This is a genomic window from Methylophaga sp. (assembly GCF_030651745.1).
Genome location: NZ_JAUSCC010000018.1, coordinates 1 through 16,661, shown reverse-complemented (window position 1 = coordinate 16,661; position 16,661 = coordinate 1). Strand labels below are relative to the sequence as shown.

General features: G+C 45.6%; 17 protein-coding genes. 7 read left to right on the top strand and 10 right to left on the bottom strand.

The window, feature by feature from the left end; all coding sequences use genetic code 11:
• The first annotated feature begins 4 nt into the window (after nucleotides 1-4).
• Both accD and folC read left to right on the top strand, forming a co-directional pair.
• On the top strand, nucleotides 5-862 hold the full coding sequence (accD, locus tag Q7V21_RS01325; RefSeq protein ID WP_304915560.1) for an acetyl-CoA carboxylase, carboxyltransferase subunit beta: 858 nt from the start codon (nucleotides 5-7) through the stop codon (nucleotides 860-862).
• 9 nt (nucleotides 863-871) lie between these two features.
• The gene (gene folC / locus Q7V21_RS01320) at nucleotides 872-2,176 is read left to right on the top strand and encodes a bifunctional tetrahydrofolate synthase/dihydrofolate synthase (RefSeq protein ID WP_304915559.1); all 1,305 of its coding nucleotides are present in this window, start codon (nucleotides 872-874) and stop codon (nucleotides 2,174-2,176) included.
• Here the strand turns inward: folC and Q7V21_RS01315 are convergent.
• From Q7V21_RS01315 to trmB, 3 genes are all read right to left on the bottom strand, one after another.
• The gene (locus Q7V21_RS01315) at nucleotides 2,159-3,973 is read right to left on the bottom strand and encodes a long-chain fatty acid--CoA ligase (protein ID WP_304915558.1); all 1,815 of its coding nucleotides are present in this window, start codon (nucleotides 3,971-3,973) and stop codon (nucleotides 2,159-2,161) included. The genes folC and Q7V21_RS01315 overlap by 18 nt on opposite strands.
• 2 nt (nucleotides 3,974-3,975) lie before the next feature.
• Nucleotides 3,976-5,268: an OmpP1/FadL family transporter gene (locus tag Q7V21_RS01310; protein ID WP_304915557.1), complete on the bottom strand. Its 1,293-nt coding sequence runs from the start codon at nucleotides 5,266-5,268 to the stop codon at nucleotides 3,976-3,978.
• Between the two features lie 79 nt (nucleotides 5,269-5,347).
• Complete coding sequence (gene trmB, locus Q7V21_RS01305) at nucleotides 5,348-6,034, bottom strand: tRNA (guanosine(46)-N7)-methyltransferase TrmB (RefSeq protein ID WP_304915556.1); 687 nt, start codon at nucleotides 6,032-6,034, stop codon at nucleotides 5,348-5,350.
• Between the two features lie 426 nt (nucleotides 6,035-6,460).
• Here trmB and edd point away from each other — a divergent pair, with 426 nt between their 5' ends.
• The gene (gene edd / locus Q7V21_RS01300; protein WP_304915555.1) at nucleotides 6,461-8,284 is read left to right on the top strand and encodes a phosphogluconate dehydratase; all 1,824 of its coding nucleotides are present in this window, start codon (nucleotides 6,461-6,463) and stop codon (nucleotides 8,282-8,284) included.
• A gap of 32 nt (nucleotides 8,285-8,316) precedes the next feature.
• On the top strand, nucleotides 8,317-8,949 hold the full coding sequence (locus Q7V21_RS01295) for a bifunctional 4-hydroxy-2-oxoglutarate aldolase/2-dehydro-3-deoxy-phosphogluconate aldolase (protein WP_069295117.1): 633 nt from the start codon (nucleotides 8,317-8,319) through the stop codon (nucleotides 8,947-8,949).
• Nucleotides 8,950-9,009: 60 nt separating this feature from the next.
• On the opposite strand, the gene Q7V21_RS01290 is transcribed toward Q7V21_RS01295, so the two are convergent.
• The 4 genes from Q7V21_RS01290 to Q7V21_RS01275 all read right to left on the bottom strand — a co-directional run bounded on the left by Q7V21_RS01290 (nucleotide 9,010) and on the right by Q7V21_RS01275 (nucleotide 11,810).
• Nucleotides 9,010-9,753: a DUF2063 domain-containing protein gene (locus tag Q7V21_RS01290; RefSeq protein ID WP_304915554.1), complete on the bottom strand. Its 744-nt coding sequence runs from the start codon at nucleotides 9,751-9,753 to the stop codon at nucleotides 9,010-9,012.
• Nucleotides 9,737-10,585, bottom strand: coding sequence for a DUF692 domain-containing protein (locus Q7V21_RS01285; RefSeq protein ID WP_304915553.1), 849 nt, complete (start codon nucleotides 10,583-10,585; stop codon nucleotides 9,737-9,739). Before Q7V21_RS01285 ends, Q7V21_RS01290 begins: the two co-directional genes overlap by 17 nt.
• Before the next feature lie 78 nt (nucleotides 10,586-10,663).
• The gene (locus tag Q7V21_RS01280) at nucleotides 10,664-11,413 is read right to left on the bottom strand and encodes a hypothetical protein (protein ID WP_304915552.1); all 750 of its coding nucleotides are present in this window, start codon (nucleotides 11,411-11,413) and stop codon (nucleotides 10,664-10,666) included.
• A 37-nt stretch (nucleotides 11,414-11,450) separates the two neighbouring features.
• Complete coding sequence (locus Q7V21_RS01275; RefSeq protein WP_304915551.1) at nucleotides 11,451-11,810, bottom strand: rhodanese-like domain-containing protein; 360 nt, start codon at nucleotides 11,808-11,810, stop codon at nucleotides 11,451-11,453.
• A gap of 218 nt (nucleotides 11,811-12,028) precedes the next feature.
• On the opposite strand from Q7V21_RS01275, the gene Q7V21_RS01270 reads away from it, so the two are divergent.
• Both Q7V21_RS01270 and Q7V21_RS01265 read left to right on the top strand, forming a co-directional pair.
• Nucleotides 12,029-13,009, top strand: a complete 981-nt coding sequence (locus Q7V21_RS01270) for an ABC transporter permease (RefSeq protein WP_304915550.1) — start codon at nucleotides 12,029-12,031, stop codon at nucleotides 13,007-13,009.
• On the top strand, nucleotides 13,002-13,814 hold the full coding sequence (locus Q7V21_RS01265; RefSeq protein WP_304915549.1) for a ferritin-like domain-containing protein: 813 nt from the start codon (nucleotides 13,002-13,004) through the stop codon (nucleotides 13,812-13,814). The genes Q7V21_RS01270 and Q7V21_RS01265 overlap by 8 nt, the downstream gene beginning before the upstream one ends.
• On the opposite strand, the gene Q7V21_RS01260 is transcribed toward Q7V21_RS01265, so the two are convergent.
• The 3 genes from Q7V21_RS01260 to Q7V21_RS01250 are packed head-to-tail and all read right to left on the bottom strand — an operon-like array spanning nucleotide 13,811 to nucleotide 15,982.
• Nucleotides 13,811-14,146, bottom strand: coding sequence for an RnfH family protein (locus Q7V21_RS01260; protein ID WP_304915548.1), 336 nt, complete (start codon nucleotides 14,144-14,146; stop codon nucleotides 13,811-13,813). The genes Q7V21_RS01265 and Q7V21_RS01260 overlap by 4 nt on opposite strands.
• Nucleotides 14,133-14,573: a type II toxin-antitoxin system RatA family toxin gene (locus tag Q7V21_RS01255; protein ID WP_304915547.1), complete on the bottom strand. Its 441-nt coding sequence runs from the start codon at nucleotides 14,571-14,573 to the stop codon at nucleotides 14,133-14,135. The genes Q7V21_RS01260 and Q7V21_RS01255 overlap by 14 nt, the downstream gene beginning before the upstream one ends.
• 32 nt (nucleotides 14,574-14,605) lie before the next feature.
• The gene (locus Q7V21_RS01250) at nucleotides 14,606-15,982 is read right to left on the bottom strand and encodes a sodium-dependent transporter (protein ID WP_304915546.1); all 1,377 of its coding nucleotides are present in this window, start codon (nucleotides 15,980-15,982) and stop codon (nucleotides 14,606-14,608) included.
• A 91-nt stretch (nucleotides 15,983-16,073) separates the two neighbouring features.
• Between Q7V21_RS01250 and smpB the strand changes: the two genes are divergently transcribed.
• Nucleotides 16,074-16,550: an SsrA-binding protein SmpB gene (gene smpB / locus Q7V21_RS01245; RefSeq protein ID WP_069295197.1), complete on the top strand. Its 477-nt coding sequence runs from the start codon at nucleotides 16,074-16,076 to the stop codon at nucleotides 16,548-16,550.
• Nucleotides 16,551-16,661 lie beyond the last annotated feature (111 nt).

Sequence of the window (16,661 nt, the reverse complement as noted above, 5' to 3'; positions counted from 1 at the left end):
AACAATGAGTTGGTTTGAAAGATTATTACCGTCGAAAATTCGCACCAGTGGCCGTAGCCGCTCAGTTCCTGAAGGTGTCTGGTGTAAATGTCCTGAATGTGACAATGTTCTGTACCGTGCCGAACTGGAACGTAACCAGATGGTGTGTCCAAAATGTGATCATCATCAGCGTATCAATGCCCGGGTTCGACTGGAAAACTTTCTGGATGAAGCAAATCGCCAGGAAATCGGTACTGAAGTAAAACCGGTTGATACGCTGAAATTTAAAGACAGTAAACGCTATAAAGACCGCATTACTCAAGCGCAAAAAGCCACCGGTGAAAATGATGCCTTATTAGCGATGCAAGGCACGCTTAAAGGTTTACCTGTTGTGGTAGTCGCGTTTGATTTTGGCTTTATGGGCGGATCAATGGGATCTGTGGTCGGTGAAAAATTTGTGCGTGCAGCTAAGGTTGCATTAGCTAAAAAATTACCATTGATTTGTTTTGCCGCCAGTGGTGGTGCACGTATGCAGGAAGGCCTATTTTCATTGATGCAAATGGCCAAAACCAGTGCCGTATTGTCTCAACTGGAAGATGCCGGTATTCCTTTCATCTCTGTAATGACCGATCCGACCATGGGTGGTGTTTCTGCCAGTTTAGCTATGCTCGGTGATGTTAATGTGGCAGAACCTAAAGCGTTAATCGGCTTTGCTGGCCCACGTGTTATTGAACAAACGGTTCGTGAAAAACTACCCGAAGGTTTCCAGCGTAGTGAGTTTTTGCTGGAACATGGTGCTATCGATATGATTATTGATCGTCGTGAAATGCGCGATCGCCTGAATAATCTGTTGACCATGATGCAAAATCGTATCGCTGTATAAACACAGTTTATGCGATTTGATAGCTTGCCACAGTGGTTGGCATGGCAAGAGCAACTACATTTCACTGAAATAGATCCGGGTCTGGATCGTATTCGCGTGGTATGGCAGAGAATGTATGCCAACAACAAACTGCCATTTCGAGTTGTGACGGTGGCGGGTACCAATGGGAAAGGTTCATCAGTTGCTTTGTTATCGTCGATCCTGTCAGCGGCAGGGTATCGAACAGCCTGTTATACGTCACCGCATTTGTTGCGTTATAACGAACGTATAGTGATTGCTGGTCAACCGGCAAGCGATCAGCAGATTTGTGAAGCCTTTGATCGAATTGATACCGCTCGTGCTGAAGTTTCACTCAGTTATTTTGAATTTGCCACGTTGGCCGCCGCCGATATTTTCTGTCGACAGGATATTGATATTGCCATCCTCGAAGTTGGGATGGGCGGGCGTCTCGACGCTGTCAATCTATTTGATGCGGATATTGCTTTAATTACACCGATTGGCTTGGATCATACCGTCTGGCTCGGAGATACCCGCGAACTGATTGGCATAGAGAAAGCAGGCATTATGCGCGCTCATCATCCGCTAGTTTGCAGTGAGTCGTCACCTCCCTCAACGGTTATCGATATCGCCAAGACATTAGCTGCTCCAGCATATATTGCTGGCAAAGATTTCGTTGCCGAGACCGTGGGCAACCTATGGCATTGGCACAATGCTGATGAACAGTTTAATGAGTTGCCACATCCCGCATTACTTGGCTGTTATCAAATTCAGAACAGTGCAGCCGTATTGCAGGTGATCAGTTTGTTAAAAGCTGCCGGCATGGAAAAGCTTAATGAATCTGTCATTCGTGCTGGCTTACAGCAAGTCAAACTTTCCGGTCGTTTCCAGCTTATAGACGGGCCGGTTACGCATATATTTGATGTAACGCATAATCAGCAAGGTGCTGAAAATCTTGCAAAACTGTTACGGGAGATTCCTTGCCACGGTAAAACCCATGCGGTTATTGCCATGTTGCGGGATAAAGACTGTCGAGCAGTTTTTGATGCTTTGCTGCCGGTAATTGATAATTGGTTTGTTGGCGGTCTAACCGGCAATAGAGGGCAGTCAGCAGATGAGTTGGCCGCGGGCTTACAAGGTAAAATTTCGGATGACAGAGTAGATATCAGTGAAACTGTCGAAGCGGCTTATAATCGTGCTGCCGAAAGTGCTGTTAGCGGTGATCGAATTTTGATTTTTGGTTCATTTCACACTGTCGAAGCGATAATGCGGCATATTCCTGATGTTATAGACCAGCCGTTATCTGTCACCGCCTGATGTGTCTTTATACATTGCCTGAATTTCTTTCTTGAATTTTTCCAGCACCAGCGCGCGTTTTACTTTTAATGTTGGTGTGAGCAAACCATTTTCAATGGTCCAGGGTTCCAACGTCAGATGCACTCGCCGGATTCGCGCATAAGACGGGAATTCGAATAACCACTGTCTCAATAAGCGCACAAAGTGTTGTTTTAATACTTTGCTGCCAAGACTGTCATTTGATAATGGATCGAGACCAAGTTGTTGGGCTATCTGTGGCCATTTTTCACCGTTAATGACCAGTAAAGCCGCTAAATAAGACTGACCTTCTCCTAACACAACAGCTTGTTCAATCAAACCATTGCTGATGATTGCAGCCTCGATATCACCTGGCGGTACTTTTTCACCGTTATTGAGTACCAGGATATCTTTGATTCGCCCAATAATATGAATATGTCCGGTTTCACTGATATGTGCTCTATCACCGGTATGTAGCCAACCGTCAGCATCAATAGTTTGGGCCGTGGCTTTATGATTATTCCAATAGCCGAGCATGTTACCTGGGCCTTTTACTTCCAGCTCTTCATCTTTACCGATCCGCACTTCCACACCCTGTATCGGTCGACCCACACTGGCTGGATCATTACTTGATGGCTCATTAACACTGATAACCGGGCTGGTTTCTGTAAGGCCATAGCCTTGAAGCAAAGTTAAATCCAAACCTATAAACATTTTGGCAGCATAAGCCGGTAAAGCAGCGCCGCCACTGACGGCTAAACGCAAACGCCCGCCCAGACGTTGATGAAATTTGTCGACTACCAGTTTATTTAATAATGGCCATAGCAGCAGCGATGGTGACCAGTGTGCCCGCTTTTGTTGATAGCGAAAGCGTTTCCAGCCAATATTCACGGCAGATTTGAATATAAGCCGACGTAAAGCGTTTGTTTCAGCCAATTGCTTTTGCACACGATCATAGATTCTTTCAAAGATCCTGGGTACCGCGATCATGATAGTCGGTTGCACTTGTCGCATATCATCAGCCAGCAGGGGAATGCTGCGTGAGAAAACTACTTTGGAACCCGCCATCATTGGCAGGTAATAACCACCTGTTCGTTCCAAAGTATGTGATAGCGGTAAAAACGACAAGAAAATATCGTCAGGCAAGATTTCAAAAAACTGCAATGATCCATGTGCCACTGACAGCATATTCTGATGACTCAGCATAACGCCTTTCGAGCGGCCGGTCGTACCGGAGGTATAGATAATAGAGGCTAGTTTATCTGGTGCAGTTGGGCTGATAACAAGTTCAGTATCTGTTTGAACCAACCATTTTTGTAATGTGGTGGATAGCTGATCTTGATTCGCTGACTCTTCATTAACTATAACAATTCGTTTAAGACTATGTTCTTCAGGTAATACGGCTTTAATGGCAGACCATTGTTTGGTGCTATTTACCATCAGTAATCGAACATCAGCATCTTGCAGAATATAGGCGACATTATCAGGTCGATCATCGGGATACAGCGGTACTACTATCAAGCCGAGGCTTAATGCCGCCAGATCGAAAAAAATCCACTCTTTGCTGTTACGCAAGTTGAGTGCAACCCGATCCCCTTTACGCAAATTTTCCTGCTGTAAAGCGTGTTGCCAGAGAGCAACGGCATCGGCAACCTGTTGCCAGCTCAGACTCTGCCAACTTTCGCTGTCACTATCAAAATATCCATAGGCATCATGGTCGGGGCTACGTTTTACTCGTTCACAAAACAGGCCGTAAAGGGTTTGTGCCGCTTCCGGTGAAATGTAATCGTTGCTACTCATGATTAATCAAACAACCAACGTAACTGCACAGCAACAATATCTACTGAATTCTTATATCGGCCAACAAGTTGGTTTCCGTTTGAATCGGTATCATCAATGCTGGTGTCTTTCATGAACATATGCGTATAGGCTGCATCCAGAATAATATTATCGCTGTAGTAGTAACTCGCTCCCAGTGATAACCATGTTCGGTCACTGTCTGGGATGCGGGGAGTGCGTCGCTGCGCATTCGGGACAGGCGTCTCATCATATGCAACGCCCGTACGCCAAGACCAACGTTCATTAGCTTGATATTCTAAGCCTAGACCGTAACGCATCGAATTTTCCCAGTCTTCAGCTTTAACAGAATTCAGTCGATCCACATCTGAGTTGATACGTAATTCTTCAAAGCGACTCCAACGAGTCCAACTGGCATCGGCCATAACAGCCCATCTTGAATTGAGTTGATGATGTAAGGCGATCGAAGCTGATTCAGGCAAGGTTACTCGGCCACTGATCTTACCATCCTGAAAACCAGCAGCTGCTGCCTGGCCACTGACGTTTTGCGGGATACGAAATTCACCGTCACCAGTTAACTCATGGCTTATTTTTGAACGGTAACTTATGCCCAGGCGTGTCGCATCGGTAAATTGATATGTCATGCCAAGGTTATAACCCCAACTCCAATCATCGGCTGTTAAACGAACCCGACCATCGTTTTGTTGCGATGCACCCGTTAAAGCACCGAAATTGGCGGCCTGACTCAATTCCAGATCAATATATTGGAGATTGATACCAAAGCCTAGAGACAGCTTTTCGGTGGTTTTAAATGCGATGCTGGGATTGATATTGATGGTTAATAGATCTGAACGAATAGCATGATAACGACCTTGCCAATTATCGCCATAATCTGTAACCAGGCCAAATGGCGCACCGACTCCAATGCCCACAACTGTAGTGTCATTGAGCGGATGGGCATAATAAAAATTCGGAACCATAGCCAGTTCGCCGGCATTATTGCCATTTCCGCCTGATAATGGTGTGCCATTCGCATTGGAACCGCGGTCTGAAAACTCCGCTCGAGGTGAAATCAGATTAACTCCCATATTCATTTCTTTACGGGACAGATTGGTCAGGCCGGCCGGATTAAAAAAAATGGTGCTGGCGTCATCTGCTACTGCAGTACTGCCTGAAAAGGCGCGACCTAAGCCAGTGACGCTTTGCTCTATTAAAGCATAACCGGCTGCTCCAGCAGAACTACTCGCCGCCCCGAATAAAATATAAAAGCCAAATTGGGTTGAACGAGACAGAGTCATGGCGGCGTTACCTGATGAAAGTTAAATGTATAAGGGGCAAAACTAGCCTATGAGTGAAAATGAAGCAAGTTTGTAATAATTACTTACGTTGAAAAATTAGATCCCAAACACCATGACCCAGACGATGGCCACGTTGTTCAAACTTGGTTAATGGCCGGTATTCGGGGCGGGGGATGTAATCTCCCGTTGTACTGGTATTGCTGAACTCCGAGCTGGCAGACAGATCCTGCAGCATTTGCTCTGCATAATCCTGCCAGTCTGTGGCCATATGCAAAAAACCACCTTGATGAATTTTTTGTGCCAGTATCGACACAAAAGCTGGCTGAATAATTCGGCGTTTATGATGACGTTTTTTATGCCAGGGATCGGGGAAATACAACTGAACCCGTTGCAGCGCATTATCTGCAACCTGATTTTTTAGTAACTCCACCGCATCGGTGCAGGCGACCCGCAGATTGGTCAGATTATTGTCTTCAATAGCTTTTAAAAGTTGACCGACACCAGGACGATGTACTTCCACACCAATAAAGTGGAGTTCAGGTTGTTTTAAAGCCATTTCGACCAGTGATGCGCCATTGCCAAAACCAATTTCAAATACGACAGGTGCATCACGGCCAAACAGACTATACATATCGATTGGCTGACCATCGGCTTCAATGCCAAACTTCGGCCATAAAAGATCTAGAGCTTTTTGCTGACCAGGTGTTAATCGACCTTCACGTTTAACAAAGCTTTTTACCTGACGGAGGCGTTTACCTTCAGTCATTATCTGTACCTTATATTTGTGCGACAAGTCATCAATAAGTCGATGAAAAATAGCGTGACATCATACCGAAGCCATGCTGGAAAATCCTCTTGTAAAAGTTTTTTTCAAGCGCAAATGTGTAATTGAACACATACAAAGTCAGTTGTATTTATCTGTTAAGGCCAGGAATGTTTCCCATCAATATCAAAATTATCCGGCTGTTAACCTTACTGATAATCTGCGATTGGCGAGTATATTGGCTAAAACAGAGAATGAGGTTTGGGTGAATTCGGCGGATACATGCCCATAAACAGTGCGAAAAACACATACAAGGACTATAATGCTCTGTCTGAATATTAGTTCTGATGGATTAACGCTGCTGCAGTCACGTGGCCTCGAATCCCGCTACTTCGACATTTCAAGTAAACGAAAGAGAGACTCAATTATATGGTTCATCCGGTTTTAGACTCGCTCACTAACGAAGTGATCGAACGAAGTAAAAAATCTCGCACGGCTTATCTTGCCCGTGTTGACGAAGCTGCAGGCCAAGGTCCACATCGTTTGACCTTAGGCTGTGGCAATCTGGCACATGGTTTTGCTGCCTGTGCTGCAACAGAAAAAAGTGATTTGGCTGGTGATAAAAAAGCCAATATCGGGATTATTTCTGCATACAACGACATGTTGTCTGCGCATGAGCCTTACAAAGATTTCCCACCATTAATCAAAGAAGCCGCGAAACAAGCCGGTGGTATTGCACAGTTTGCCGGTGGCGTACCCGCCATGTGTGATGGCATTACCCAAGGTTATCCTGGTATGGACTTATCTTTGTTCAGTCGTGATGTCATTGCCATGGCCACAGCTGTTGGTCTAAGCCATAACATGTTTGACGCAGCCATGATGCTGGGTGTGTGTGACAAGATTGTTCCAGGTTTATTGATTGGTGCTCTGAGTTTTGGTCATTTACCGACCATTTTTGTACCTGCAGGCCCAATGCCTAGCGGCTTGCCGAATAAAGAAAAAGTCCGTATTCGTCAACTGTTTGCTGAAGGCAAAGTCGGTCGTGAAGAACTGCTTAAAGCTGAATCAGAGTCTTACCATAGCCCTGGTACCTGTACCTTCTATGGTACGGCTAACAGCAACCAGATGATGGTTGAAATCATGGGACTGCATTTACCTGGCGGAACATTTATTAACCCGAATACGCCGTTGCGTGACGAATTAACCAAAGAAGCGGCTCGCCAGGTGTTGAAATTCACCGCCATGGGTAACGACTACCGTCCTATCGGTCATATGATCGATGAGAAAGCCATTCTGAACGCTATTATCGGTCTGCTGGCAACCGGTGGTTCAACTAACCATACTATGCATATAGTTGCTGTGGCTCGGGCAGCCGGTATCATGATCAACTGGGATGACTTCGATCGTTTATCGCACATTGTTCCGCTATTAAGCCGCGTATATCCAAACGGCAGTGCCGATGTGAATCACTTCCAGGCGGCTGGTGGTATGGGCGTGTTGATTCAGGAATTAATATCAAATGGTTTATTGCACGAAGATATTATTACTGTTGGCAATGAAAAAGGCTTGAAGCAATACAGCCAGGAACCAAAATTAATCGATGGCAAACTGATTTGGCAGGAAGGTCCTAAAGAATCGTTAGATAAAGAGGTTATTGGTTCTGTAGCTGAGCCATTTGCTAAATCAGGTGGCGTACATCTTATCCAAGGTAATCTTGGTCGTGGTGTTTCCAAAGTCTCTGCAGTAGATGTTCAGCATCGTGTAGTTGAAGCCCCTGCTATGGTATTTGATGATCAAGACGATGCAGTTGCCGCATTCAAAAATGGCGAGTTAGAAAAAGACGTTATTGTGGTTTTACGCTTCCAAGGACCAAAATCCAATGGTATGCCGGAATTACATAAACTCAGTTCGCCTCTTGGTGTACTTCAAGATCGTGGCTTCAAAGTTGCTCTGGTCACTGATGGCCGTATGTCTGGTGCTTCAGGTAAAGTACCATCTGCAATTCAAATGTGTCCGGAGTCGGCTGATGGTGGCCCGCTCACCAGAATTAAAGATGGCGATATCATCCATCTTGATACCGAAAAAGGCATTATGAATGTGCTGGTTGATGAAGCTGAGTTTAATGCCCGTTTGTCGTGCATGATGGCTAATACCGAACATCATTATGGCAGTGGTCGCGAACTGTTTGACAGCTTCCGGGCTGGCGTTTCTTCAGCTGAAGAAGGTGCCATCAATATGTTCAACGTTGAATAAACTATCACCAGAAATTAGGGATATCTTTTTATATGAGCAAAACGATTCACGAAATTATGCAAATCTCACCGATTGTTCCGGTGATGGTCATCAACAATGTTGAACATGCAGTTCCTTTAGCCCAGGCGCTGGTTAAAGGTGGTCTGAAAGTACTGGAAATTACCTTACGTACGGACGCAGCACTGGAATCCATTCGTCGTATTAAAGCTGAAGTACCTGATGCAATTGTCGGTGCCGGTACTATTATCAACATCGAAACCTTAAATGCAGCGATCGATGCCGGCGCGGAATTTATTGTCAGCCCGGGCACAACCGATACTTTGATTGAAGCAGCGTTAAAAACTGGTGTGCCGTTGTTACCAGGTGTGGCCAATCCAAGTGAAGCCATGCGTTTACTGGAGCGTGGTATTACTGCAATGAAATTCTTCCCTGCTGAAGCTGCGGGCGGTGTACCGATGTTGAAATCAATTGGTGCGCCGATCCCACAAATTCTGTTCTGCCCAACCGGCGGTGTCAGTCAGAAGAACGTGAAAAACTATTACAGCTTGCCAAATGTTGGCTGTGTAGGCGGTTCATGGATGTGCGCAGCAAATCTGGTGGAAGCAGAAAACTGGGATGAAATTACCCGTTTGGCTGCTGAAGCGATTGAGCTTGCCACCAACTAAAAAAGTACAAGTTTGATAATTAAAACCGGGTTAGTTAACTAACCCGGTTTTTTTATGTCTTTAGATAATGATCCCACGTTGCAGCCAGTCTTCAATCAACTGTCTTGCTCCTTGTAAAACAATTTCGGGCTGTGGGTGCTGCAACACTTCAGTAATCGCTTGTGCGGCCTGTTGACCAGTCTGTCCACTTTCCAGTAAATCAAGCAAGCGGGCACTGACCGGATTCAATTCAATAAACTTCACCTGATCTTCAGCATTGCGATACAGCAGCAGGAAGAAAGGTATTTCAGCCGGCTTGTCCGGCAGATTATCCGGAGCGATTTGGTGTACCGGATAATCATAAGCAAAGCGCCAAGCTAATGGCGACGGATGCAATACGAGCTGTAAAACATCCTGTTGTTGGCTGACTTCACGTTGAACAAAATCCGCACTGGCAATACCTAATGCCAATTCAGCCCATTCATAATGCGCGAGTTCAGCAACAAACGGCATGTTTTGATATTGCTGCGGATGATCTTCCAGGTAACTGACAAATTCGCGGGCAATATCATTAAATAAAGGTGATTTGCAGCGATGCTGACGAATAAAATCTGCCGCCAGGTTGTGCCAGGCTGTTTCTCCGAGAATTTGCTTTAATACCGGACAGGCACTGCTTAAAAAACTTTCAATATTGTTATAAATCAGTCGTCGATATATTGCCATGCGTCGTGATTCAACATCGGCAGGTTCGGCAACTGCTTTGGGATCACGCAGATGTGCGGTGAATTGCTGCTGGGTTTGCTTGAAATCAGGCGCTTGCGACATGTTCATGCTGAAACTGTGATTGGATAGAGCGGATCTGGCCGACTTCATCAAATAAGGCGTCGAGCGAAGGGATATTAAAATCGCGTTCCAGTAAGGTGGGGATAACGCCATGTTGCTGGTAAGTGTCATGTAACAATTGCCAGACTGGATCAATCACATCCGCGCCATGGGTATCGATGATTAAATCTTCTGCTTCATTGTAGTGACCCGCGATATGCAGATAGGCAATGCGCTTGCTGTTAATCGAATCAATATAGGTTTTGGCATCATAGCCGTGGTTAATGCTGTTCACATAGACGTTATTCACATCAAGTAAAAGTTCACAGTCAGCACGATCCATGATCGCATTGAGAAATTCGATTTCGTCGATCTGCTGTCCCGGAGCTGCATAATATGAAACATTTTCGAGCACCAGTCGCCGTTGCAAAATGTCCTGTACCCGGCTGATGCGGTCAGCAACATGTACCACAGCTTCTTCGGTAAACGGTATCGGCATTAAATCGTAGAGATGGCCTTCATCGCTGCAATAGCTCAAATGTTCGCTGTATAAACGAACATTATGTTGATCGAGAAATTGCTTAACACGTTTTACAAACGCTTCATCCAGCGGGGCAGGGCTGCCAATAGAAAGTGAGAGCCCATGGCATAACATCGGAAAACGCTCACTGAATGCACGTAGTTTCTTGCCGAGTCGACCGCCCATTTCCATCCAGTTTTCCGGTGCGACCTCAATAAAGTCGATGGGCGGTTGATCCAACTGCATGATCTCGTCGATAAAGCTGCGTCTCAGACCTAGACCAGCTCCTTCAACGACATAACCTTGTGTTCTCATGCTGTTACTCTTTTACCTTGCGATAATACACAGACGTCTTCAGGCGCAATTTGTTACAGCTAAAAATGGCTAAAACGTTCAAGGCTCTTTTGGAATCTCGAACATTGAGCGATCAACACCGACATTGCCGGTCTTGGCATCGTATAAATATACGACTGCTTTGTAATGTCCTGGCTCAGTTATCGTAGTTTTGCCGCTGAACATGCCAGTCGGGCCAGTAAAATCCAACGTGACTTCATCTATATTTTTATCATCACGCATGATAATGGCTTTCGCTTCGTAGTTATTGGCCTGCCAGAGGCCATCTTTGGTGATTGGACAACCGCACAGCAACGATGCTTTGGTGTAAATATCTACTTGTCCACCTTCCAACACACGGGTCCAGGCATCGACGATAAAGCCGGTCATGGTGATAATAATGCCATCGCCTAAAATATCTTTGCCGGGCACCACCCAGCTAGTGACGCTGGCTTCCTGATAGGCTTGTTGATAGCCATAGGGGCCGATCAGTTTAAAGCGCAATAATCGGGGCGCATCGATATTAACGTTAGCTAAAAATCCTGCAGTTTTATCATCTGCTTGTGGTTCGCCGCGTTTTAAAGGATTTTCCATTAACACCGCGGTATCACCGGTACCACCGTTTATCCAACCCTGATCAAGAATTTCACTGGTTTCGGCATCTTCTACAATGACGCGAATGCCACCCACACTGGTGCCAATAAATTTAGAATCGACGGCTTTAGCGCGAACCATGATCTGTGTATCAGCCGCAATGGCGGACAAACTTATCATCATCAATGCAACGATTACCCAAAAACGTGTGTACATGTCTTTCCCCCTCCCAGACTTATATTTTTATGAGTATTTATTCAGTATCACTTGATGCAGCACACCATGCATCATAGCCTCCAATCATCGAATACACATTGGTATAGCCAAGTTGCTGCATAGTTGCCGCTGCCAAAGCACTACGGCCACCAGATTTGCAATACACCACAACAGGTTGCGTTTTATCCTGTAAGTCTGGATGACTTTCAACAGAAAACTCCAACATGCCGCGAGGAATATGTCTGGTATTAGCAATATGGCCTTTAGCGAATTCATCAGGCTCACGAACATCCAGCGCGATACTGTCATCATTCAGCATTTGTTGGGCCTGCGATACACTGATTTCCTGTATTGCTGCTTTTGCCGCCTGAACCAGATCCATTGCTGTTTTTGCCATGCCATGCTCCTAAGATAGTAAAAGTTGTGACCATAGTAATCATTAATAGTTGTCGAATAAACCAACAATATTAGTATTTGCTTGATAACCAATATACAACCAGCACTGTTACAATGTTTTACCTGACATCTGTTAACCCTGCTGACCAGTAACTTCTGCCTGAGTTATTCAATTACTCACGGCTTAATTCATACGTTTTATCAGCACCTGAGACGATTATGCTGGCTTATATTATCCGCCGTATTTTGTATGCTTTTCCCATTTTGCTTGGCGTCAATGCGCTGACCTTTGCGTTATTTTTTATGGTGAATACACCAGATGATATGGCGCGGATGCAATTGGGTGAGCGTTATATTACTGAGCAGGCCATTACCACCTGGAAACAGGAACGCGGCTATGACCGGGATTTGTTATGGAATAACTCGGCCGAAGGTCACGAAAAGTTCACCGATACCATTTTCTTTGATAAATCATTGGCTCTTTTCAGTTTCCAATTCGGTCAGGCAGATGATGGCCGCGATATTGGACAAGATATCAAAACCCGGATGTGGCCCAGTCTGGCTATTGCCATTCCGGTATTTGTGGTCGGCTTGCTGGTAAATATTACTTTTGCTTTGATGATGGTGTTTTTTCGAGCAACCTACGTGGATCTTGGCGGGGTAGTGCTGTGTGTGGTTTTAATGTCGATTTCCAGTCTGTTTTATATCATTGCCGGGCAGTTCTTAGTCGGCAAAGTTATGCAGTTGGTGCCGATATCCGGCTTCGGTGAAGGTCTTAATACTCTCAAATTTCTGCTATTGCCGGTCGCCATTGGTATTGTTTCCGGTATAGGTTCGGGCTCACGTTGGTATCGCACTTTGTTTCTGGAGGAAATCTCCAAGGATTATGTGCGGACTGCCAGAGCCAAAGGTTTATCGGAAGTACGTGTGCTGTTTCAGCATGTATTGAAGAACGCGATGATTCCGATATTGACCGGTGCCGTGGTGGTTATACCGACTTTGTTTATGGGCAGCCTGATCCTGGAATCGTTCTTTGGTATTCCCGGCCTTGGCAGCTACACCATCGATGCGATACATGCACAGGATTTTGCCATTGTGCGGGCGATGGTTTTCCTTGGCTCGGTCTTGTATATCGTCGGCTTATTGTTGACCGATATTTCTTACACCTTTGTTGATCCACGAGTACGCATGGATGGTTGATTCAAAAATTGATCTACGCACTCGGGCATTACAATGCTTGCTCATCGATAATGCAGCTGAGAAAGCCCAGCAAACCCGGCAACTTGCAGCAGAATGCTATGAGCATGGTTACAGCATTATTCATCAGCCACTGCCTGTCCCTGTCAATCCGGGTCGTCCGGATAAACCGCAACTGGTTCCGCCCCGCGATTTACCTCGCCGTCGTAATAATCAACAAACCGGCCACACCACGCTGATTCATGCCATTTGCCATATCGAGTTTAATGCGATTAATTTGGCGCTGGATGCTATTGCCCGATTTCCCAATATGCCGGAGGATTACTATCGTGACTGGTTGCAAGTCGCTGATGATGAAGCCAAGCATTTTTCGATGTTGTCAGCCCATTTGCAGCAGGCAGGTTATCACTATGGCGATTTCCCGGCCCATGATGGCTTATGGGAAATGGCGCGTAAAACACATCATGATCCATTGATTCGCATGGCATTAGTACCAAGAGTATTGGAGGCGAGGGGACTGGATGTCACACCGGGTATGATGAATAAATTACGTGCTAGTGGTGATTTGGCTGCGGTGGAAATTCTTGAAGTGATTTTGCGTGAAGAAATAGGTCATGTATCAATCGGTACACGCTGGTTTAATTATCTTTGTGAACAACGCGAGCTAGAGCCGACATCGACTTTCACTACGTTATTAACAACCTATTTCAATGGTGAAATTCGCGGGCCATTTCATATTGAAGCCCGCAAACAAGCGGGCTTTACTGATGCAGAACTGGAGTGGTTAGGTTCTGCTGAGCAGAATTAATCATTAGCGGCTTCGGCTTCAGCGGCAGGTTTCTTTCTCTTTTCCATCTCGGCTTTTTGCCGACGTGATTCTTTGGGATCAGCAATCAACGGACGATAAATCTCAATGCGGTCTTTATGACTGAGTGTGGCATCCATTTTACAGATCTTGCCGAAAATGCCGACCTTATCCGTATCCAGGTTGATTTGCGGATAGCGCTCTAAAATCCCGGAGCGTTTAACAGCCTGTTCAACAGAAGTATTGTCCGGGACTTCCAATGACAAAATGACTTGCTCATCGGGCAGGGCATATGCCACTTCAACAGTAATCAATTTAGCGTTAGCGGGATCCATAAATTTCCTTGGCACGAATACAGAAAGCTTCAACCAGTGAGCCGGATATTTGCGTGAACACTGGGCCTAACGCCAAATCCAGCAAACGGGTGGAGAATTCAAAATCCATATCCAGCTGTACCCGGCATCCCTCGTTGTCACCAATCGGACTGAATTGCCAGAAACCTTCTAGATGACGGAATGGGCCATCAATCAGCTCAATACGAATAGATTCACCATGCTGCAAGGTATTGCGGGTGGAGAATTCGTGGTGAATGCCGCCTTTGGCAATATCCAGTGTGGCGCAGACAACCTTATCGTTTTTACTGATAATTTTACTGCCACGACACCAGGGCAGAAAACTCGGATAGGCCTCTACATCATTGACCAGATCAAACATCTGGTCCGGCGTATACATTACTAGCGAACTGCGGGTAATAGTCGTCATTTAGTGTTTACGTTGACCTCAAATGAAAATAATCAAAAGATGAAATCCAATACACCCGTTAAACTTACAAACACGACAAAAATCGCTATTGGCGTGACATACCGAACCAAAAAGCGCCATTCGTGATAAATCAGGTTGGATTTAATCCCCAGCTCTTCCTGAGTACTGCGTTGCGACATGATCCATCCGGCAAAGATTGCAATCAGCATGCCGCCCAAAGGCAACATGATATTGGCAGTAAGATAATCCAGCAACTCAAAGGCTGTCATATCCAGCCAAGTCCAGTCCTTCAGAACGTTAAATGAGAACAAACTTAGCAGGCCCAGTAACCAGACCAATATACCCACCCAGATGCAGGCATTAAGCCGTTTTATCTCAAAGTTTTCTACCAGCCAGGTCACCACGGGTTCGACCAGGGCTATCGCTGAACTTAATGCTGCAAATACCAACAGTAAAAAAAACATAGCACCGAAAAATGCGCCATTATCCATATGGCCAAAGGCAATCGGCAGGGTTTCAAATATTAAACTGGGTCCGGCACCTGGCGCCATGTTATTAGCAAACACCAACGGGAAAATCGCCAAACCAGCCAGAATCGCGACCGCCGTATCCATAAAAGAAATCGCCAGCGTCACTTTAAAGATAGAGGTCCTTTTTGGCAGGTAAGAACCATAAACCATGATTGCTCCCATGCCCAGACTCAAGGTGAAAAACGCATGGCCCATTGCCGTCAGAACGCCTTCATTGGTCAGTTTGGAAAAATCCGGTTTAAATAAAAAACGCACGGCCTGATCAAAATATTCACCGGTCTGATAGGCATAAACGACCAAAACTATCAGGATCAGAAATAATGCTGGCATTAAAAACCGTACCGATTTTTCCAAGCCACGTTGCACACCACGACTGACAATCAACATCGTCAACATCATAAAAATGGTATGCCAGGCTAAAAGCTTCTCAGGATCTTTAACCAAGGCTAAATGTAGATTTCGTGCACCATCCGGAGTTACACCTTCAAATACACCGAACAATAACCGCGGGACATAGGCCATTGCCTGACCGGCAATCACACTGTAATAAGAAAGAATTAAAAAACCGGCTAATACGCCGCCAAAACCAAGATATTTCCAGAGGGGAGAGGCTTTTTCTTCTTCGGCCAGACTGGCCAGACTGTTAAAAGGATTTTGCCGGCCGCGTCGGCCAATCAGAATTTCCGCCATCATGATCGGAACACCGATGGCAAAGATACAGGCAAGATAAATCAGAACAAACGCACCGCCGCCATATTCACCAGCAATATAGGGAAATTTCCAGATATTCCCTAGGCCCACGGCTGCGCCAGTGGCAGCAAGAATAAAGGCCCAGCGTGACGTCCACTCGCCATGAACCGACTTTAACGGTCTATCCATATCTCACTCATTTGAATAAATAGCCTCGATTCTGGGCGAATTTCCTAAAATGCTCAAGCCAAGCAGCAATACGCACATGTATAATGCCGCGATGGCCACAAAGAATAAACCTCAACAAACCGACAATACTATCGCCCGTAACCGGAAAGCGCGTCATGAATTTTTTATAGAAGAAAAATTCGAGGCGGGTTTGGTGCTGGAAGGATGGGAAGTGAAAAGCTTACGTGAAGGCAAAGCTCAGCTGAGTGACAGCTATGTTTTGATCCGTAATGGCGAAGCCTGGTTAGCCAATGCGTTGATCACCGCTTTGAAAACCGCTTCTACTCATATCGTTCCGCAGCCACAACGTGACCGAAAATTGCTGCTAAATCGTAACGAGTTAAATAAGCTGATTGGTGCAGTTGAACGCAAAGGTTACACCTTGATCCCGCTTAACATGTACTGGAAGCGGGGCAAAGCCAAGATCGAAATCGCCTTGGCAAAAGGTAAGCAAATGCACGACAAACGCGCCACCATGAAAGAGCGTGACTGGCAACGTGATAAAGAGCGGTTATTTAAAAATATTTAATTATCGCAACAAGGAACTGTTGAATTCCGTATAATGTCTGACGTACTACAAACCTTTGGGGGCGACCTGGCTTCGACGTGGGTTACGAAACCTAAGGTGCATGCCGAGAAC